Raw genomic sequence first — 16,447 nt, 5'->3', positions numbered from 1 at the left:
GCGCGGCGTGTGCCGGTCAGCCAGGCCCTGGTCCGATGCTGCACCGCAGCAGCATCTAACCCGAGGCTGAAATGTTTTCTCTGATCGCTCTCTACTTGGAATATCGCAAGACGCAGATCGCGCCCGCTGCTTTGGCCGCGCAGTCGGCCGGTTCAGCTAATGATGGTGCCTCGAACCGCGCCGTGACAATCGCCGCCTGATCGGCGATTGCGGCTGACAGGTTCGCGTTGCGGGCGCTGACATCTCGAGCTTTGCGGCGATGGGACGCAGCCGCCCGGAAGCGTCCATTTTAGCGTAGGGTCTCGCTAGCGACCCTCAGCATCGAGTTTCAGCTAATGGTGGGGCCAGCGTTGCGTTGCTGAAGCGCTTCCCAAGCCTGCTCTCTCTGCCGCCGCCGTTCGAGCCGTCGTGCACGCCGCCGCTTTTGCTGAATTGATCGGTTTGCAAGAAATCCAGCAACCCCCACGCTTGCCGCTCCGGCCGCAACCATGACAACCAACCCGCTCATCATCCCTCCGGTACGTCCGACTCGTCCCGGATAAATAACATCCATTTTGGCTCTAACTAGATCACAAACTCACAACGGCGTCCCGTTTCTGTACTATTACCGCTTCGCTCGTCAGGCGCGCGGTCGCCAGCAATGTCGGGTTAATTGACACATAACCCGAGATGGCGGAATTGCGTGAGTCGCGAGCGGAGTTTTCCACTGTTTGTAAGTTCACGATTTGCTCTCCCACCGCGCGAGCGCGGAGTCGGCGAGCGTCGATTGGTTACGCTGCCGAGCATATAGCTCGACCATCTGAAGCGATTGCCCGCTGACCGAAGCGGTTTCCGCGGTCGAGCATCCCGCCTCGAGCAAAGCGATGACGGCGTTCTTGCGCAGGCCGTGCGGCACGCTGGGCGCGCCGGCGGCGGCAGAGAACGCCTTGAGAACCTTCCGCGCGTTGTCGTCACGGAGCGGCGCGCCGCGGGGCGTCCGACAGATCGGGCCTTCGGTGCGGACCTGCTTGGCAAGCTCACCGCTGAGCGCGCTGTGGAGCGGAATGCTCAGCTTCTTCTTCGTCTTGTCCTGATAGACCGCGACGCGATCGTCGACGATGTCCGACCAGGTCATCTTGAGAACGTCGCCGAGACGCTGTGCGGTGTAATAGAGCAGGTGGACAAGCAGCCGTACCGTAGCATCGTCAGATGCCAGCGCTGCGCGCAACACTGGCTGCGGCCACGGCTCATGCTCACCCCCCTCCATCATGGCTATACCGTCGCACGGATTCTTAGCGATGTGGTCGCGGTCGGCGGCCCATGAGAACAGGGCACCGGCGGTCCGAAGGAACGCGTTCGCTGCGCCCGGCGTGGCTGCCATCTTGTCGAGCAGCGTTCGGATATCGCCCTTCGTAATGCCGGTGACTGGCGCGGTCGGCAGATCCTTCTCCAAGCGGCGCAGGTAGATGTCGTAGAGTTTCCGCGAAGATGGAGCCAGCGCACCGTAGGCGGCGCCGCGCTGATACAGGTCGACCAGGATGGGGACGGTCATCAGCACCGACTTCGCCTTCCGATTCCGGTGGCCCATCAGTGCGGCATAGCTGCCTCCAAACTCCATTGACCGAAGTGGCGGCAGCCGCGTCATGAGGCGCTTGCCGTCGATCACCTTACCGGTGTCGAAGTACAGGTACTCTCGGCCCTTGGACCGAACCCGCTTCACATATTTGGGGAGATCATGCGGCACTTCGCAGCCCCGGTTGATCCTTGCGCCAGTCGTTGCCCTCGCCCGACATCTCGTCGAGGCTGGTGTCCAAGGCTGCGCGGTCCCACCGCGGCCCGCCGGCCATCGCTACCGACATCGGCAGGCGGCCAGCATAGACCTCGGCATCGAACTGCTGCGGTGTGAGCTCGCAATACTGGGCGGCCGTCGATCGCTTGAGCATGCGCGGCCAATACGGTGCAGCGCTCATGATGCTGTTACCCCCTGTTCTGTGAGGTGGGATGCGATAGTCGGGAAGGCCGAAATCAGATTGTCAGCAGCTCGGAAAGCATCGTTGACGAGGGCGCGTTCGTCGCGGAACTCGGGCCATTGCGCGCACATCTCTTCGTAATGCGCGACTGCTCCCGGCCAAACATCATCCGAAGCCGTGACAGGTGCGCCTCTCGACCGGACAAGAATCTGCGCAATTCGACGCCTCGCAATCGCCGCCACGTCTGTGACAGCCCCCTCGGTGTTGGTGGTCGGGGTCATTGCCGCGTTCCTTCCGGCCAGATCACATTGCCGCTCATGTCCTCTATCCGCATGGTGCCGGGGTTGAGCGCAGCATGATCTGCAAATTCCTTTGCGGTAGGAACTTTTTCCGACAGGATGAGGGGGTAGAAGCATTCCGCTCGGAAGAAGATCACGGTCTGGCCCGTCGCTTGTGCGCCGCTCATTTTGCCGCTCCGACGGACACGGCAGCGAGCTCACGAAGGGCGCGAAGTTCATCCATGCGGACATAGATCGGAATGACCCGATCGCCGGGCGCACGACTGTCACCGATCGGCAGAATATTGGTGACCGCCTGAGCCAGGAAAGCTTCCCGGGTCTGAGCGCCTTTGGTATGCGCGCCGGCATGATCCCGCGGAACACCTTCGGCTCCCCGTTGCGGACCCGTACAATCTTCGACCTGTACGATCTTGGAATCACCGACTGGGCGGGGCTCGACGCACTCAGCGACCGAGACCGAAACCTCTTGTTCGGCTGGGGCGCCGCTACCGACCGACGCTTCCAGGCGGTGCGACAGTCCAACCTTCTCGCTGGTGGCGTTGAACTTCGAAATCGTGACGGCGGTTAGATCGACGTTGCGACGGCGGGCGAGCTTGTCGAGGCAGATCAACACGTCGGCACACTCGTCTGCGAAATCCTTCGGCGCTTCCCGCGACCCACGCCAGCCGCGCTCCTCGCGTTCCAGCTTCTTGACGACGTTCAGCAGTTCGCCGACCTCGCCGCCCAATTCGAGCGCATCGAACATTATGCCCGCGTCGGCACCTTCGACCCATGCCTCGTACCGCGCCAGATTGACGCGCCGCAACTGGGCCAAGAAAGGCTCTGCACTCGCGGATGATACAGAGGCGAGGCGGTGGCGGCTCAGGAACGTGCCGAGCGCGCCGACCATGTCGACTACATCGCGGTGGCTGAAGGTGATGTCACGATTGCGGAAGGCCTCGTCGGCGAACGCCAGAGCGTCCTCGCGCGTGACGGCGGATAATTGATCAACCACGGGCATATCCCTTCTTAGGTTCACGGCAGGGAGCGCAGCGGCCGATGACGAGGCGCGGGCTATAGTCGCCGCATTCGGTGCACTCGCCGGGGACGCCGATCGGCATCGGCGCGCGCGCGGCGCGGATGCTTCGATCGAGCGCTGCCTGGGCGACGTCGTTCGCCATGTCGGCTACATCAGCCATCAGAAGTCCCCCGGCGCGACTTGGCAGCACACGATGCCATGTGAGCGCCACATGGCGACGACTGCAGCGCGATTTTCGAAGATGAGGTCAGGGCGGCCGTGCTCGGCCAGCCATGCTGCCTTCAGGCGATGGTCAGCGGTGCGATCGCCGCCCACACGCATCCGGACGGGTACGCCGTCGAAACCGTTGTCGTAGAGCCACTGCTCGGTCTGCGGCCGGCACTGGTCTGAACGCCCGGTCCAGAACTCGACACGGTGCCCCTGATCGATCATCGCGGCTGCGACCGCCTGGATAGGCCAGATCGGGGTATCGCCATTGCATGCGGCGTAGAACGCATCCCAGTTCTGCTCCGGCCATTCGGCATCGTGCGCGGCTGGAAGCTGGATATGGTGGAGACGGTGGTCGCAGTTCGCGATCGTACCGTCGAGATCGAACACGACGAACATCAGCAAGCGACCTTATGGGTTGGCTGCGCGTCGGCCTCGACAGCGCGCAACTTTGGAACAGACGTCCTGAGGGGCAGGACCGAGGCAGTCGGGGAAACGGGGTGGCGCGCGATCGGCCAAGGTCGCCCGCAGGCGGTGTCCCAGATGCGGCGCCAGTTGGGGACGAGCGAGTCGACGATGATGGCGACCGCGATCGACGCAATGCAGATCAGGCAGCCGATACCGAGGCCATGCATGAAGGGTGTCCAGTTCATGAGCGGGGTCCGATCGGTTGGCGCGCGTTCCCACGCTGCGCGGTGCGGAAGATGAGTTCGGTTAGCGCGCGGGGATCGGCGCAGGTGAAGGTGGCCGGGTCGGGCAGCTGGCGGGTCATGCAGCCATGCTCCGACGCGATGACTGCTTCCGATCGGGCGAGGTCCAGCCGTCAGCCTCGACGATCTTCTCGACGCCACTGGGCGCGATCACGCGGACCCGGCCGTCAGCCATCCTCCGGATGATAGGGCACTCGAACTGGTAGACCGGGCGAGGCCCGTGCGCGCCGGACCAGATCTCGTCGATGCTCGAGTTGCGCTTAACGGTGATCGCCGGCGCCGTCAGCACATCGAGACCACGGCTGATGCATTCCCGGGCCTGCTCGTTCGTGAACCGCTTGCCTCCGGTGATGCTGTGCCCCCCGAAGCCGGTCTTCTCTCCGCCTTCGATGGTCCCGTACCAGGCTGGCCGGGGCTTCGACGGCGTGATCAGATAGGTTGCGGGCTGCCGGCCGATGATCTCGCCCATGAGGCGCTCGCGAGGGGCCGTCATGCGCAGGCCCTCAGGTACTTCGAGGCAGCCGTGCTATCCTCGGCATACTTGTGCGACCGCTTGGCGTGGTATCTCGCCTCGATCATCGCGGCGCGGTCGGTCTGGGCGCGCTCGTGAAAGCCCGCCTCGGCAGCTTCGACCGCGGCGACCAGCTGGTCCATGTTCGGCCGGCGACCCATCTTCTCCCGAAGCCGGTCGTGCTGTGAGATGATCACCCGAAGGGCGATGGGCGGAATCTGCAGACGGCTTGCGTGCCCGCTGATCGTGGACTCGATCGCCCGCTTGCTAGCGACCGCATAGGCGACGCGCCCCATCGATCCCTTCTTCTGCTCTTCCTCGTAAGCCAGGATCAGCGCGGTCTCGGCGTTGGAAAGCCGCAGCACGGCGCCCGAGATATCGAGAATCGACTGGTCGAGATCCGGGTCGTGCGACTTGATGGTGCGGCCGGTCATCGCGGAGCCCCAGCGACATCGGCCCAGCGCGCCTTATGCGGGGACTGCGCGCCGTACGCGCGGCCCGCCTCGGCGTGGTTGACCTTGTACTTGGCCTGCCACGTCTCAAGGCCGATGCTATCCTTCTCGGCGTGTGCCGCGGAGCAGAGCGGTACGGCGGTGAAGTCGTGGCTCTTGAGCCCCATTCCCTTCGATCCGTCGGCGTCGGAGTGTGATGCCTCCATGCGGCCCGAGCAGACGTGCCCGGCCCGGCCCTCGATCAGGCATGGGCGCTTGCGCAGCCAGGAAAGGTGCGTCGGGAATCGGCGCTGGAGGTCAGCCTTGCCGCTATTGCGGTGGCGCGGGCGGGTGTCGACGCGCATCATGCGACCACCCGGTATTTGATGATGTCGGAAGCAGCGTCCTGATGCGTCCAGCAATCTCGGAGACCGTACGCCGAAACGCCGTCTACGTGGTTGGAACGCTCAGCGGCACGCGCATCGCGGTCGAACCGGAACCACACCTGGACCCGAGCCAAATCCGAGACAGGGCACCCTGCGCCATCATGCTCGATCCAATCTGAAGAAGCCTGCTCGGCCACGATCGTCTCCCGACAAGCCGGTATGGCCTGTTGGCATACGCTTACATTCAGCGTTCGCTTACAGTCAAACCCTATTTCAGCGAACGCTTACATTTTCTCACATGCCCCTTCGATGCTATTGCTTCGGCAACAGGGGTGGGATTGATGAACAAACGTATGAGCTTGGCTTTAGCTTGCCTAGCGCTGCCTTCCGCGGCGACCGCGCAGGTACCGGGCGCGCCGTGCTCCACCTCAAACTGCCTGAGCGAAGGTTCAGCAGCACTTCGGCTCCAGGGAGCTTGGTCCGCGCCGCAGACTACAGATACGCAGCGGCGGATGATGGCGGCAAAGATCGCCACGCATACATCGTCCGGGATTACCGACTGGAAGACCGCCTCAGACGATTACTTTCGTTGGAGATGGGTCGACGCTGGGAACAGTGCTGAGACCTTCCCCGGGGAGGGCGGGAGGCCCGCGCCGATCGCACCAGCACCGAATTTTGGTGAATGGCGCCACAACGCTGAAACGGCACTGCGACAAAGGCTAATCGATCCGTCCAGCGCCCAATTCACGTGGCCCTTCGGCTTTGTGAACGGCTACTGGAAGCCGCTGTTGCAAAAGCGAATTACGGGCTGGGTGACATGCGGACAAGTCAACGCGAAGAACCGCATGGGTGGATTCACGGGGTCAACCACCTTCGTCGTCGTGATAAACGATGGCCGCACGACGTTCACCGACATGGATAGCGGAACGAACCGTTATGGGCTGGTAGCGGCAGGTTGCGAGAAGTTCTCGGCATCGCTGCCCGAGCCGCAGCCCGGAATGCTCGAAGATACGTCTATGCCTGCATCGGCTCAAGGCAGGTCGAGCATTGCCGACGAACTCACCAAGCTAGCTGCGCTGCGGGATCGCGGCATCCTCACTGAATCCGAATTTCAATCTCAGAAAGCCACATTGCTCAGCAAGTAGCTAGAATGATACCAGTTCGTCCCACGGAATTATCCTGTGAATATGTTTGACCTCTTTCCGGTCTACTCGAAATATCGCAGGCGGGTTGAACTGCTCGAGCTCGATATAACTAGCCGACATTCGGACCAGCCTTTTGGCTAGAACGCGGCAAACGCGTTCTCCGTCATGGTGGTCGGGCCGGCGCAACTGCACGATGACGTAATCCCGCACCTTCGGCGGGCGGCCTGGGTCAACATACCCAAGCTCGCCCGTTTCATACCGTGGAGCCATCGAATGGCCGGTATAGTAGATCGCGTACACCTCACGCTTGTTATCGAGGGTTACCGGTCGACGAACGTGATCGACAACGTTGTCGAAGTCGAGCTCCATGGCCTCGATCATAGATACGCCGCCATCTGATGCGAACTCGACCTCACCGCATTCCGCCGAGCCGACAATCGGCACATCACGCGGACGATCGTCTCCGCGGAAAGCCTGAACTGGCGCTTTCAGCGGATCGGACAGAGCGGGCGCATATTTGTCCACAGCGCGTACACCAGCCTCAAAGTCAGCCAGCGTCACCCCGATAGCGGAAAGCAGCTTTTCAAGGGTCGTGACGTTGGCTGAATCGCGCTTCCGGATATCGTTGAAAACGCTCCGGTTCACGCCGGCGCGCCCTGTCCATGCATTCGGGGAGAGCCCCGTCGGCTTTACGGCCATCAGGCGGTCGAATAGAGAAATAGGATCTGGCGTCGTCATATTGTAAGCAATAGCTAACTTGCGCAAATTTCGCGATGAAAGCGATTGCTCACACAATCCGCTTGCATTGTGAGATATCGCTGACATACTAGGCTGCATGATCACGCTGCCGACCACCAAAGAGCTCGTCGCTTCGATCGACGCATTCCTCGACCGTCATAGTATGCGGCCAACACGCTTCGGCCGTGACGCTACAGGCGAACCGCAGCTAATCGATAGCCTACGCAACGGGCGTTCGCCGAGCCTAGACACTGCCGGACGCATCACGCGCTTCATGGCTAAGCGCGACGCGGAGGCGGCGGCCACCCCCGCAGAACAGAAGGAAGCAGCATAGATGCTTCTCACCCTCCCCTTCGAGATGAGCGCGCGCGTCGCGGCGGCTCCGGTGGTCGCGATCATGATCAACGGCAAGCGCCACGACGGCTTCACCGTCAGCGACCCGAACCCGGAAATCCCGGTGTTGGAATTCAGCCACTGCGTCTCGTGCGGCTGCAAGGCGTCGGACCAGATCCGCACCTGCCAAAAGCCTGTTTGCCCCTCCCGTGATCGGAAAGCGGCATGACCAGATTTGTATATTTCTACAGATGGACTCGTTCCACGGTTGCCGGAATAATTTTGAGGTCTGAGTCGGTTAACCCCCGTGCTCGGGCTAAACCTAGCCGCGAGTTGATCAGTCCGGTCGCTCGCGGCCCTTTTGTTTCGAAAATCGCTCTTGTTGCCGCAGGCTACGTGGCTGGCCGCCTGTTTGCTGAGCGTGCGCGAAGCGCGTTCATTCACTCCCTGATGCCAGCCACCGGCGAGCACACAGACTTCGTCGAAGACGAGCGGGACGGCTTTGGCGGTGATATCCAGCGCGCTGGGTATCAAGTTGTCGATGGACGCCTTGATCGCGTTCGTCGCGGTGGTCGGGTCTCCGGTCTTCATTCACAGGGAGATATCTGATGCAGGACGGTAACGCCGCCCAATCCGGCCCCATAGTGTCGGACGAACGTATCAGGGACACCCTACGCCGTCAGATCGACCGGGCATACACGATTGACCGCAGCTTCACGCGAGCGTCTCTCGCCAGCGAGGCCGGGGTGAACGTCTATACGCTGGACGCCATCATGTCCCGAGACCCGGCCAAGCAACGTCGGGTGACGATGGAGGATGCGTTCTCGATCGCCTCGGTCCTTGGCGATCGCGCCGTCAATGCGCTGCTGGCGCTCATGGGCTACGCTGGCCGCCGCCTAGATGATCCGGACGCGATGCAGCCTATGCTGATCGCAGCAACCGCGATGGCTCACCTGTCCACGATCGCCACGGCAGCAGCCGACGGGCGCATCGATCACACCGAACAACCGGGCTGCCAAGAAGCCGCCGACATGATCATCGCGACGGTGTTGCCGATGTCGTCGGCCGGTCGACCGAAAGCCTAAACCACGAAATCACGCGGATAACCCCGCAACGGAGATGACTATGGACGCGCTCAATAGCGCAGCACCAGTTGAGCCCGGTGCTGCGGGCAGCCTTTCGCGCCTTGGTGCAACAGCATCAACCGCCTCTGCCCCTCGGAGATGACCTGACATGCAGACCGATACCCCCACGTGCGCCGCTAAACCGGCTCACCTTTCCAACATGGCCGACCTCGACGTGGCGATGCGCGCGCGTGGCGATGCGCGGCGGAAACGGGAGGCGGACGACGAGGCCAGGCGACAGGCGTCTAAGCGAACCGCCAAAGCGGCTCACACAACACACCTGTTGTCCGTTCCTCGGATGGCTGGGCTGATGAAGGCAGGCGCCTTGCTTGGCAGCGCCGCTGCGCTCGCCGAGGCCATGGGCATTGAGCCTCGCAGCCTGCGCGCCAAGACGGCGGCTGAACGCGGCGTGTCATGCGATGATCTGCGGGCGGCGGCTGATGCGCTCGACGACCGCGCGGCGGCGATGATCGAGCATGCCGAAAAGTTGCGCGCTGAGGCAGGTGAGCCGTGCAGTTAGGCGTGCCTTGCACCTGGAGGCTTCAACGCGACGTCCTCGACGCGACGTATATCATAAGTCGCGATGGCGCCGCCGGCCGTCCGCGCAGTGCCGCTGACGAAGTATACAAAGTCGAACACATTCTCGCGCCGTCCAATTACCGCATCTTTCGCTTCTGCGCTGAGCCAACGTATTCGCACGGGCTGGTCCGAGAACCGGTCGATGAAACCATAGTCACCAGTCGGGCCTGCCGGTCCGTCGCGAAGTTGAAACAGTACCATGGGCTGGTTTTCGATTGCGTATTCGCCGGGAAAGCCGCCGAGTATGATGTCTGCATGCTTGCGAATATCGCTCATTCCGTTCGGGCCAAAGTTGTATACGTTCGTCACTATATGTGCGCCCTCGGCGGCATAGATATTAAACTGGGCGTCCTTATCGCCGTTGAGCGGCTTAGTGACATCCTTGGCAGCACGCACATCTTCCTTCGGCAGTGCTCGTGCTTTTGGCGGAAACGATCTGATGGTCTCCATAATCTCGCCAAATTGAGCCACGAAGGGTCCGACTATATCGCGGTGCCCTATCAGCCAGTCAGCCGCCTCCAGCATCGGCACAAGTTTCGCGATAATGCTTCCGGTTTCGAGCGTACCGATTGCGAGCCTTGCTCGGGAGCCCTCTGGAAGCTCTTGCGCCGCATAGCGGCGATATGCCTGCCCAATCGCACGCAGCGAAACGGTGAGCTCAAGAAGGTCGACTGGCTTTTTGTTCTTGTACTCGATGACCGCGACAGGTCCGGGGACGATAAGTTCTTGCGCCATTCGTCACAGCCTAGAGCTACGCGTAGCGAGATCAAGTCATGAGCATTCGGATAATGACGCAGGTCTGGGGCCTAGACCTACCCGATAGTGAGATGCTTATCCTGCTCGCGCTCGCAGATTGGTCGAACGACGAGGGCGGATGCTGGCCTTCGATCGCGCAGCTTGTGAACAAGACGCGAAAAAGTGAGCGCACGATTCAGGGCGCCATCAAGTCGATGGCCGCCGCCGGCCACCTGACGCGCCATGAGCGTCCGGGTAAAGGCTGCACGTATACCTTGCACCCCCGCAGCGATTGCACCCCCGCAGATGTTGCGCCCCGCAAGCGTCGCACCCCCGCAGCGATTGCACCCCCGCAGCCAGCGACGCCCACCCCCGCAGCCGCTGCGGACAATACGTCAGGACACATCACTTCTCCGAAGGCTTCGCCTTCTTCGAAGCGTGCACGCTCGACCGAACCACGGCTGAAGCCCTTCCGGTTGCCTGCCGACTGGAGGCCAACCCGGTTCGCTGACGGCACCCTGGCACGGGAGGTGGCTGATAGGCGCGGTGCGGAATGGTCGCGGTCAGCCGTCGAAACCTTCCGGCTGTGGGCAGCAAATGCCGAAGATAAGGACGGGATCGGCCGCAAACTCGACTGGCAGCAGGCGCTGTCCAAATGGATTATCGAACAGGACAAACGAGATGGACAGCGATCAGGGAACGGACGTGTGGGCGGAAACGGGCAGTCGAGGAGCGGTCACGGTCGCACGGTCGATGCTGCCGAGCGATTCAAAGCTCGCCGCGGACTATCGGGACCTAAAGCCGGCGTCGGATGATCAGTTCATTACCACGCTGCTGCCGTGCCTCCAGCTGGTCGCACCCGTCGGAATGGACGAGGACAGCCAAGACACTTGGTTCGAAGCCGCCCGTATCGCGCTTGATGGCATCCCGATCGGGTTGCTCCAGCGCGGCGCAGAAGCAGCCATGCAGAAAGCTGACCACCCGTCGAAGGTTGTTCCGGCCATCATGGCAGAGATCAGCGAGGCGTGGGCCCGACGTAAGCGCCTTGCCGCGCCGGTTGCCGCTGCTCGGTCCAATGCCCTGCCAGAGCCCGACCGTTGCACGCCCGCCGAGGCTGCCGAGATCATCGCTAGCTTTAAGATCGGGCGTACCGCCGGGGCCGTTCGTGACCCTTCACGGCTGGCGCCGGTGCCTGGCGCGACAGAGACGCCCGGCAGCCGGCCGACCCGGGCCGACTATATACGCCTATTCGGTGTCGATCCCGGCGATGCCTACGACAGACAGATGGCAGCATGACCGGCTATCGGCGCCGATCTCTAGCCGAGTTCTGTCTGTCAAACCTTCGAAGCGCTTCCAGAGGTGTCAAGGTCGATATCTTCGCCGGGATTGCCACCACCAGCACCGGATCCGCTACCGTGGACCTCCCCGGTTTTGTTGTCGATGTAGGCACGTTTGCCAGCTTCCGGCGGAATGTCACGACCGGCGGCCGCTTCGTCAGCACCCGCATTTTTGGCACCGTCACGGTTCTGCAGGTGGCGCTCCGCTGCGTGGTTGGCGCTATCGTATTCGTCGCCGGAATAGCCCGTGCCTCTGCCAAAGCCGTCCGCCGTTCGATCAGCGTCGCTCGATTTGAGGCTGACGTTGTCGACAGGCTCGGGCGCTTTGTTGTCGGTCATGATGATCTCCGTGTTTGGAACGCAACCAACGCGCGACGATCCAAAATCTATCACTCGGGCGGCAACGCCCGATACATATTTGAACTAGGCGAGGGTTGAGACGATGGGGCGGGCAGCGAAGACCAGCACGAAGATCAAGCGGCAGTCGAAGACACCGGCGCAGCGCATGGTTGAGGCGATAAAGTCGAAGGGAGAGGCTATCGGTGCCCCGGCGATTCAGGTCGCGCGGGGCATGCATGCGATTGTGGACGTGCCTCTGCGCGACGCCGGTCGCGTGGTGACCGAACACACACTGATCAACCGGGGTGGTACGCCCATCGCGCGCTGGAAGGCTGCCAAGCTGCTGTCAGATAGCCAAGTCGCCGCGATCGACCACTGCGAGACACTATGGTCGCGGCTCGGTGGCAAAGGCTTGGTTATGGATTTGGCGCGCATCCCCGGCGCCGGTCAGGGTAACGGGTGGGCGGAGCAAGAAGCCCTCGACGATCTTAGGCGGATCAAGGGCTACGTGCCGGCAAAGTACTGGAACCTTTTCGAGAACGTGTGCCGCTTCGACATGGCCGCAGGCTTTGCCGGATCCGACCTCACAACTTGCCGGAATGACCAGGTGAGCGCTGCTCGGACAACCGTGCAGTTCGTGGCTGACATTATCGCGATGAAGGAGCGGTTGTCCTAATGATTGAAGGCCCTCTCGCCGGAAGCCCGCCGAGAGGGCGAACCGACTACTTCTTTGCTGGGACGCCAACGTTCACTGCGACGGGCGCGGCCGGCGCAACTATCATTGGTGCGGAGGCCGGGACGACAGCAACGGAGATGTCCTCGTCAACGAACGCATGCACTGGTGCACCGAGCGGGATCTCAGCGCTAGTGCCGGTCATGAAGAAACCAGCGATTGGGAGCAGGGCGACGGCGCCGACGACGCCAGCGGTTCCCGTGGTGCCCTTATCATCCAGCGAACCCGTCATGCGGATCTGTCGACCGTTGGCACGGACGTAGAGAACTCGTGCGTTAATGCGCCCCGACTTGCCCCACATCCCTTTATTGCGAACCTCGGTAATTTCCCCGACCGCAGGGCTTCCCGCAGGGATAACTACGTTTCCATCAACCGTGACGTTCTCCGCCGTTTCAAGCTGGAAACGCTGGCCGACCTTTAGCTTTTTGCCTTTTGTCGAAAGCACTTCGGACATCTTGAGCGGGACCGACGTGCCGGCTCGCAGTGTGCCCATGGTCGTGGCTGTGGCAGTAGTTGGCGCAACCTGAGCCTGAACGGTAGGCGCAGCGAAAGCGAGCGCGCAAGCAAGCGCACCGATAGCGATCTTCATTATTTATCCCCTCTTAAGCAGGCCTCCCCAGGCCTTGTGCTCGGAGACTGTGAAGATTCACGTGGTAGGTCAATCGGATAGAACATTCATAATGCATCTTTGTAAGAGGTTGACGCCATCACCCCCGCAAGCTATCCAGCTAATCAGTTGTTAGAGCCGCGCCCGAACGGGTTGCGGCTTTTTTTGTGTCGGGAGGTCTGGATGGCTGCACCGCAATTGCGGCTCACCACCGCTGACAATGTCGAAGCTATTGGCATGCGCATGCTGCGTATCGCCGAGGACATGGCTAGTGGGTCGCGCCACCACGGGCGAAGTGAGCGACTTATCGCTGAGGCGGAACAAGCTGCAATCGATCTAAGGGCGGCAGTCCGAGGTCGGTAGGCTGCCCTGCCCCCCCCCGTTGGGTCCTCCCAGCAAGGTCGTGAGCATGGGGGGGGCGACAGCGCGACGCGCGCGCGTTTCCCGTGTTCGAAAAACGTTACGCCTTATTATTACGCTTTTGGATTTGCCGGCCGGCTGCTGAAGGCACGCGGGAGGTCGGATGGCGAGAGCAGCAACGCCTCGACAGGCGCCGCGAAAGCGCAAATCTAACGAGCTGATCGTCAGCCTGGATGAATTTGCATCGCTTTGCGGCGTCACGCCGGAGACGATGCGGAACCATCTGAAGCAGGCGCCGGCGGAAGCCGACTGGTTGCTCGCTCGCGGACGCCGGGGCGTCGGATACAAGATCGCGGCTGAGGCGGCGCTCGCCTGGTACCGAACCCGCGGCGCCGGCGACGGCATCGACAACGCCCGCCAGCAAGCGCTCGCCGAACTCCGGCTGCAAATGCTTGGCGACGCTGGCGATGACGACGGCCTGCTGCTGACCGGGAAGCAGCGTTACGAGGAGTTCAAGGCGGGCGAGGCTGAGCTGGTCTACCGCCAATCGATCGGCGAATTGTGTCGCGTCGCCGATATCGAAGGCGAGACGGTCAACGCCGTAATCGAGCTCCGGCGCCAGCTGCAGGCGATCGGCCCCACCATCCGGCGTCGCTTCGCGCTCGATCGCGAGGTCGAGACCGCGATCGACGATCTGATCGCGGAGAAGCTGAAGCAGTTCGTGGATAAGCTCGATGTCGACGTCGACTCTGACGACACCGGCTAGCGCGCCGACCCATGCCCGCCTCGGTGCTCTCTCGCTGCTCATGCAGCAGACGCGCGAGCCGCCTAAATTCGGCAATGCGCGGGAGGCGATCAGGCGCGCGTTTCGCGACGTAGCGTTTCCCGAGAAGATCGCGCCGTCGGAGGCTGCCAACCGGCACCGGTTCCTGCGCAATCCCGGTGCATATAGTGGGCCGTGGAAGGACAGCCCCGAGCCTTCGCAGCATCTCGAAGACCCGACCAACTCCCTGGCAATGACGAGCACGTACGCGATTATCGCGGTGATCGGGCCCAGCCAGATGGGCAAGTCTGAGATCGGCAACAACTGGCAGGTCCACTCGGTCATCTACGACCCGGCGGACATGGCGTTCTATTCCCCGACCCGGGAACTGACCGCGTCGTACGTCACGACCCAGATCAACAAGCTGCTCGAGGAATGCCCCGACGTCGCCGCGCGCCAGCTCGACAGCGCCAGCGCGGACAATATCTACCTCAAGCAGTTCCGCGGCTGCGACTGGCACTTCCTCTGGCCGACCGGTCCGAACTTTCGCGCACGCCCGTTCTCGCGCGGTCGTCTCGACGATTACGACGATTTCGATCAGGACATCGGCGACCAGGGTGATGCTGTCTCGCTGTTCGAAGGCCGCACCACGTCGTTCCAGGGCTACGGCTGGAAGCTATACGTCAACTCGTCACCGAAGCTGGGCGCGAAACGGGGCATCGAACCCTTGGTCGCCGCCGGCACGAGCAAGCGGTGGTGGGTCGACTGCCTCTCTTGCGGCGATCCGTTCGAGATGGCGTGGGAACGCCTCGACTTTCAGCGCGACGGCACTGCCCTTGAGGCAGCTTCAACCGTCTATCTCGGCTGCCCGACGTGCGGAGGCGTCCACGGGCAGAAGGACAAGCCGCTGCTGATGAAGACCGGCCGGTGGATCGGGCGCGGTGAGCGGGCGGTGACTGGCGGAAAGACCGGCGTGATCGAGCCGAACGCGACCGATAGCTACTGGTTCGACGGCACGTTCGGGCTTGCGCCCTGGTCCACGCTCGCACGGCAGTATCGTACCGCCGAACTGCGGTTTGAAGAGCATCAGGACGAAGGTCCGCTCAAGTCCTTCTTCCAGACGAAGGTGGGCCGCAACTATGTCAGCCGGTCGAGCGCAGACGCGCCGGTGACCGCGGACGCGCTGACCGAGCGCGCCGAAGCATCGGGCTATAAGATGGGCGTCGTGCCCGACGGCATTGTGGCGATAACCATGACGGTCGATCTTGGCATCGATCGGTTCTCGGTGATGGCGGTCGGCCATGGGGTCGGCAACCGCACCTGGATCATCGATCGCTTCGATATCCTGACGCTCTCCGACGGCATCACCAAGCTCGAGCCGTTCCGTCGTCGCGAGCACTGGTCAGTTCTTTATGAGAAGGTGCTGAGCCGCACCTATCCGCTGCAGCGTGATCCCTCGCTGCGCATGAAAGTGTTCTGCACCGGCATCGACACCGGCGGTACCGACGATGCAACTGACAACGCCTATGCGTGGTGGTCAGACATGGTCACCGGCAGCCGTAAGGCGCGCCGCGCGGCTCTGCCTGCAACCGCCATCATGCTCCTGAAAGGCGGCAATAAGCCGGGTAGCCGCTTGCTGCCGGCCCCAACCGTTGACGCCAAGCGGCAGGTCAAGGGCCTGCCCGAGTGCGAACTCTGGATCCCGAACGTCAACCGCATGAAGGACATTGCGGATTACCGTATGCGCCGCCCCGCTCCGGGGCCGGCGTACATGGACATACCAACCGACTTCCCCGCCAAGGCGATCGCCGAACTGCGCGCCGAGGAAAAGGTCGAGGGGCTTTGGGAGAAGCCGGAGGGCGTCAGGAACGAGAGCTGGGATCTGTTCGTGTACGCGCTCGTCGTCATGCTCCGCATGATCGGGCTCGATCAGAACCTGACCAACGTGCCCCAATGGGCACGACCGCCTCGTCCCAAGGGCGCCGCGCGCATCGCAGAGCCAACAAACGACCCGGATGCCACCCCGCAGCCGCCGACGCCGACCCCAGCCGGCCCGAGGGTCGTCCAGGCCAAGCCGACTGGGCCCACGCGGCCCAAGCCGCGCCGATCCGTCCGCACCGTCCGCTCGCACTGAAGGAATTCT

The 16,447-nt window shown here is 62.5% G+C and carries 26 protein-coding genes and 1 pseudogene; 12 read left to right on the top strand and 15 right to left on the bottom strand.

Annotated elements, in window-relative coordinates; all coding sequences use genetic code 11:
* The first annotated feature begins 71 nt into the window (after positions 1-71).
* On the top strand, positions 72-200 hold the full coding sequence (locus tag ASE79_RS21880) for a hypothetical protein (RefSeq protein WP_268796157.1): 129 nt from the start codon (positions 72-74) through the stop codon (positions 198-200).
* Positions 201-718: 518 nt separating this feature from the next.
* On the opposite strand, the gene ASE79_RS08825 is transcribed toward ASE79_RS21880, so the two are convergent.
* The 11 genes from ASE79_RS08825 to ASE79_RS21275 form a co-directional block, all read right to left on the bottom strand.
* Positions 719-1,723, bottom strand: a complete 1,005-nt coding sequence (locus ASE79_RS08825; RefSeq protein WP_056414851.1) for a site-specific integrase — start codon at positions 1,721-1,723, stop codon at positions 719-721.
* The gene (locus ASE79_RS08820) at positions 1,713-1,949 is read right to left on the bottom strand and encodes a hypothetical protein (RefSeq protein WP_156359628.1); all 237 of its coding nucleotides are present in this window, start codon (positions 1,947-1,949) and stop codon (positions 1,713-1,715) included. Before ASE79_RS08820 ends, ASE79_RS08825 begins: the two co-directional genes overlap by 11 nt.
* On the bottom strand, positions 1,946-2,230 hold the full coding sequence (locus ASE79_RS20950) for a hypothetical protein (RefSeq protein ID WP_156359627.1): 285 nt from the start codon (positions 2,228-2,230) through the stop codon (positions 1,946-1,948). Before ASE79_RS20950 ends, ASE79_RS08820 begins: the two co-directional genes overlap by 4 nt.
* Positions 2,227-2,415, bottom strand: coding sequence for a hypothetical protein (locus tag ASE79_RS08815; protein ID WP_056414844.1), 189 nt, complete (start codon positions 2,413-2,415; stop codon positions 2,227-2,229). Before ASE79_RS08815 ends, ASE79_RS20950 begins: the two co-directional genes overlap by 4 nt.
* A complete protein-coding gene (locus ASE79_RS08810; protein WP_156359626.1) occupies positions 2,412-3,242 on the bottom strand; it encodes a MazG-like family protein in 831 nt (276 codons plus the stop codon). Before ASE79_RS08810 ends, ASE79_RS08815 begins: the two co-directional genes overlap by 4 nt.
* Positions 3,235-3,426, bottom strand: coding sequence for a hypothetical protein (locus ASE79_RS08805; RefSeq protein WP_056414838.1), 192 nt, complete (start codon positions 3,424-3,426; stop codon positions 3,235-3,237). The genes ASE79_RS08810 and ASE79_RS08805 overlap by 8 nt, the downstream gene beginning before the upstream one ends.
* A complete protein-coding gene (locus ASE79_RS08800) occupies positions 3,426-3,878 on the bottom strand; it encodes a hypothetical protein (RefSeq protein WP_235516824.1) in 453 nt (150 codons plus the stop codon). The genes ASE79_RS08805 and ASE79_RS08800 overlap by 1 nt, the downstream gene beginning before the upstream one ends.
* The gene (locus ASE79_RS08795; protein ID WP_056414832.1) at positions 3,872-4,126 is read right to left on the bottom strand and encodes a hypothetical protein; all 255 of its coding nucleotides are present in this window, start codon (positions 4,124-4,126) and stop codon (positions 3,872-3,874) included. Before ASE79_RS08795 ends, ASE79_RS08800 begins: the two co-directional genes overlap by 7 nt.
* Before the next feature lie 115 nt (positions 4,127-4,241).
* Positions 4,242-4,652, bottom strand: coding sequence for a hypothetical protein (locus tag ASE79_RS08790; RefSeq protein ID WP_056414829.1), 411 nt, complete (start codon positions 4,650-4,652; stop codon positions 4,242-4,244).
* Positions 4,653-4,672: 20 nt separating this feature from the next.
* On the bottom strand, positions 4,673-5,128 hold the full coding sequence (locus ASE79_RS08785) for a hypothetical protein (RefSeq protein ID WP_056414826.1): 456 nt from the start codon (positions 5,126-5,128) through the stop codon (positions 4,673-4,675).
* On the bottom strand, positions 5,125-5,352 hold the full coding sequence (locus ASE79_RS21275) for a DUF1364 domain-containing protein (RefSeq protein ID WP_162237030.1): 228 nt from the start codon (positions 5,350-5,352) through the stop codon (positions 5,125-5,127). Before ASE79_RS21275 ends, ASE79_RS08785 begins: the two co-directional genes overlap by 4 nt.
* 500 nt (positions 5,353-5,852) lie before the next feature.
* Here ASE79_RS21275 and ASE79_RS21420 point away from each other — a divergent pair, with 500 nt between their 5' ends.
* On the top strand, positions 5,853-6,656 hold the full coding sequence (locus tag ASE79_RS21420) for an SHOCT domain-containing protein (RefSeq protein WP_082445198.1): 804 nt from the start codon (positions 5,853-5,855) through the stop codon (positions 6,654-6,656).
* On the opposite strand, the gene ASE79_RS08770 is transcribed toward ASE79_RS21420, so the two are convergent.
* Positions 6,657-7,394, bottom strand: a complete 738-nt coding sequence (locus ASE79_RS08770) for a S24 family peptidase (protein WP_056414820.1) — start codon at positions 7,392-7,394, stop codon at positions 6,657-6,659.
* A 97-nt stretch (positions 7,395-7,491) separates the two neighbouring features.
* Between ASE79_RS08770 and ASE79_RS21270 the strand changes: the two genes are divergently transcribed.
* The 5 genes from ASE79_RS21270 (at position 7,492) to ASE79_RS08750 (ending at position 9,371) form a co-directional block, all read left to right on the top strand.
* Positions 7,492-7,728, top strand: coding sequence for a hypothetical protein (locus ASE79_RS21270; protein WP_056414817.1), 237 nt, complete (start codon positions 7,492-7,494; stop codon positions 7,726-7,728).
* Positions 7,729-7,956 (top strand): hypothetical protein, encoded by a 228-nt coding sequence (locus ASE79_RS08760; protein WP_056414814.1) that lies wholly within the window; start codon positions 7,729-7,731, stop codon positions 7,954-7,956.
* 104 nt (positions 7,957-8,060) lie between these two features.
* Positions 8,061-8,336 (top strand): hypothetical protein, encoded by a 276-nt coding sequence (locus ASE79_RS21265; RefSeq protein WP_162237029.1) that lies wholly within the window; start codon positions 8,061-8,063, stop codon positions 8,334-8,336.
* Positions 8,336-8,812, top strand: a complete 477-nt coding sequence (locus tag ASE79_RS08755) for a hypothetical protein (RefSeq protein ID WP_056414811.1) — start codon at positions 8,336-8,338, stop codon at positions 8,810-8,812. Before ASE79_RS21265 ends, ASE79_RS08755 begins: the two co-directional genes overlap by 1 nt.
* Before the next feature lie 148 nt (positions 8,813-8,960).
* Positions 8,961-9,371 (top strand): hypothetical protein, encoded by a 411-nt coding sequence (locus tag ASE79_RS08750; protein ID WP_056414808.1) that lies wholly within the window; start codon positions 8,961-8,963, stop codon positions 9,369-9,371.
* Here ASE79_RS08750 and ASE79_RS08745 read toward each other — a convergent pair.
* Positions 9,368-10,165, bottom strand: a complete 798-nt coding sequence (locus tag ASE79_RS08745) for a hypothetical protein (protein WP_056414806.1) — start codon at positions 10,163-10,165, stop codon at positions 9,368-9,370. The two genes, ASE79_RS08750 and ASE79_RS08745, sit on opposite strands and share 4 nt — an antisense overlap.
* A 38-nt stretch (positions 10,166-10,203) precedes the next feature.
* On the opposite strand from ASE79_RS08745, the pseudogene ASE79_RS22065 reads away from it, so the two are divergent.
* Positions 10,204-10,389 (top strand): annotated as a pseudogene (locus ASE79_RS22065) (helix-turn-helix domain-containing protein); the annotation flags it as partial.
* Between the two features lie 457 nt (positions 10,390-10,846).
* Positions 10,847-11,461: a hypothetical protein gene (locus ASE79_RS08740; protein ID WP_056414803.1), complete on the top strand. Its 615-nt coding sequence runs from the start codon at positions 10,847-10,849 to the stop codon at positions 11,459-11,461.
* A 38-nt stretch (positions 11,462-11,499) separates the two neighbouring features.
* Here the strand turns inward: ASE79_RS08740 and ASE79_RS08735 are convergent, their stop codons facing one another.
* Complete coding sequence (locus ASE79_RS08735; protein WP_056414800.1) at positions 11,500-11,841, bottom strand: hypothetical protein; 342 nt, start codon at positions 11,839-11,841, stop codon at positions 11,500-11,502.
* A 103-nt stretch (positions 11,842-11,944) separates the two neighbouring features.
* Between ASE79_RS08735 and ASE79_RS08730 the strand changes: the two genes are divergently transcribed.
* Positions 11,945-12,517: a hypothetical protein gene (locus ASE79_RS08730; RefSeq protein ID WP_056414797.1), complete on the top strand. Its 573-nt coding sequence runs from the start codon at positions 11,945-11,947 to the stop codon at positions 12,515-12,517.
* Positions 12,518-12,563: 46 nt separating this feature from the next.
* Here the strand turns inward: ASE79_RS08730 and ASE79_RS08725 are convergent, their stop codons facing one another.
* Positions 12,564-13,163: a hypothetical protein gene (locus tag ASE79_RS08725; RefSeq protein WP_056414794.1), complete on the bottom strand. Its 600-nt coding sequence runs from the start codon at positions 13,161-13,163 to the stop codon at positions 12,564-12,566.
* Positions 13,164-13,704: 541 nt separating this feature from the next.
* Between ASE79_RS08725 and ASE79_RS08720 the strand changes: the two genes are divergently transcribed.
* Together ASE79_RS08720 and ASE79_RS08715 are read left to right on the top strand one after the other, a co-directional pair.
* Positions 13,705-14,307 carry a hypothetical protein gene (locus ASE79_RS08720; protein ID WP_156359623.1) on the top strand — a complete coding sequence of 201 codons (603 nt, stop codon included), beginning with the start codon at positions 13,705-13,707 and terminating at the stop codon, positions 14,305-14,307.
* A complete protein-coding gene (locus ASE79_RS08715; protein WP_082445195.1) occupies positions 14,276-16,438 on the top strand; it encodes a terminase gpA endonuclease subunit in 2,163 nt (720 codons plus the stop codon). Before ASE79_RS08720 ends, ASE79_RS08715 begins: the two co-directional genes overlap by 32 nt.
* The last annotated feature ends 9 nt before the right edge of the window (positions 16,439-16,447 follow it).

The organism is Sphingomonas sp. Leaf28, assembly GCF_001421685.1.
Taxonomy (GTDB): domain Bacteria; phylum Pseudomonadota; class Alphaproteobacteria; order Sphingomonadales; family Sphingomonadaceae; genus Sphingomonas; species Sphingomonas aurantiaca.
This window is presented reverse-complemented; position numbering and strand designations above follow the sequence as displayed.

Excerpts from the sequence above, each read along its gene's own strand:
- ASE79_RS08760 (WP_056414814.1), top strand. The coding sequence starts at position 7,729 with ATGCTTCTCACCCTCCCCTTCGAGATGAGCGCGCGCGTCGCGGCGGCT.
- ASE79_RS08730 (WP_056414797.1), top strand. The coding sequence starts at position 11,945 with ATGGGGCGGGCAGCGAAGACCAGCACGAAGATCAAGCGGCAGTCGAAG.
- ASE79_RS20950 (WP_156359627.1), bottom strand. The coding sequence starts at position 2,230 with ATGACCCCGACCACCAACACCGAGGGGGCTGTCACAGACGTGGCGGCG.
- ASE79_RS08795 (WP_056414832.1), bottom strand. The coding sequence starts at position 4,126 with ATGAACTGGACACCCTTCATGCATGGCCTCGGTATCGGCTGCCTGATC.
- ASE79_RS08820 (WP_156359628.1), bottom strand. The coding sequence starts at position 1,949 with ATGAGCGCTGCACCGTATTGGCCGCGCATGCTCAAGCGATCGACGGCC.
- ASE79_RS08815 (WP_056414844.1), bottom strand. The coding sequence starts at position 2,415 with ATGAGCGGCGCACAAGCGACGGGCCAGACCGTGATCTTCTTCCGAGCG.
- ASE79_RS08740 (WP_056414803.1), top strand. The coding sequence starts at position 10,847 with ATGGACAGCGATCAGGGAACGGACGTGTGGGCGGAAACGGGCAGTCGA.
- ASE79_RS21275 (WP_162237030.1), bottom strand. The coding sequence starts at position 5,352 with ATGGAGGCATCACACTCCGACGCCGACGGATCGAAGGGAATGGGGCTC.
- ASE79_RS08770 (WP_056414820.1), bottom strand. The coding sequence starts at position 7,394 with ATGACGACGCCAGATCCTATTTCTCTATTCGACCGCCTGATGGCCGTA.
- ASE79_RS08745 (WP_056414806.1), bottom strand. The coding sequence starts at position 10,165 with ATGGCGCAAGAACTTATCGTCCCCGGACCTGTCGCGGTCATCGAGTAC.
- ASE79_RS08785 (WP_056414826.1), bottom strand. The coding sequence starts at position 5,128 with ATGACCGGCCGCACCATCAAGTCGCACGACCCGGATCTCGACCAGTCG.
- ASE79_RS08720 (WP_156359623.1), top strand. The coding sequence starts at position 13,705 with ATGGCGAGAGCAGCAACGCCTCGACAGGCGCCGCGAAAGCGCAAATCT.
- ASE79_RS08805 (WP_056414838.1), bottom strand. The coding sequence starts at position 3,426 with ATGGCTGATGTAGCCGACATGGCGAACGACGTCGCCCAGGCAGCGCTC.
- ASE79_RS08735 (WP_056414800.1), bottom strand. The coding sequence starts at position 11,841 with ATGACCGACAACAAAGCGCCCGAGCCTGTCGACAACGTCAGCCTCAAA.
- ASE79_RS21420 (WP_082445198.1), top strand. The coding sequence starts at position 5,853 with ATGAACAAACGTATGAGCTTGGCTTTAGCTTGCCTAGCGCTGCCTTCC.
- ASE79_RS08790 (WP_056414829.1), bottom strand. The coding sequence starts at position 4,652 with ATGGGCGAGATCATCGGCCGGCAGCCCGCAACCTATCTGATCACGCCG.
- ASE79_RS08715 (WP_082445195.1), top strand. The coding sequence starts at position 14,276 with ATGTCGACGTCGACTCTGACGACACCGGCTAGCGCGCCGACCCATGCC.
- ASE79_RS21880 (WP_268796157.1), top strand. The coding sequence starts at position 72 with ATGTTTTCTCTGATCGCTCTCTACTTGGAATATCGCAAGACGCAGATC.
- ASE79_RS08750 (WP_056414808.1), top strand. The coding sequence starts at position 8,961 with ATGCAGACCGATACCCCCACGTGCGCCGCTAAACCGGCTCACCTTTCC.
- ASE79_RS08725 (WP_056414794.1), bottom strand. The coding sequence starts at position 13,163 with ATGAAGATCGCTATCGGTGCGCTTGCTTGCGCGCTCGCTTTCGCTGCG.
- ASE79_RS21270 (WP_056414817.1), top strand. The coding sequence starts at position 7,492 with ATGATCACGCTGCCGACCACCAAAGAGCTCGTCGCTTCGATCGACGCA.
- ASE79_RS08755 (WP_056414811.1), top strand. The coding sequence starts at position 8,336 with ATGCAGGACGGTAACGCCGCCCAATCCGGCCCCATAGTGTCGGACGAA.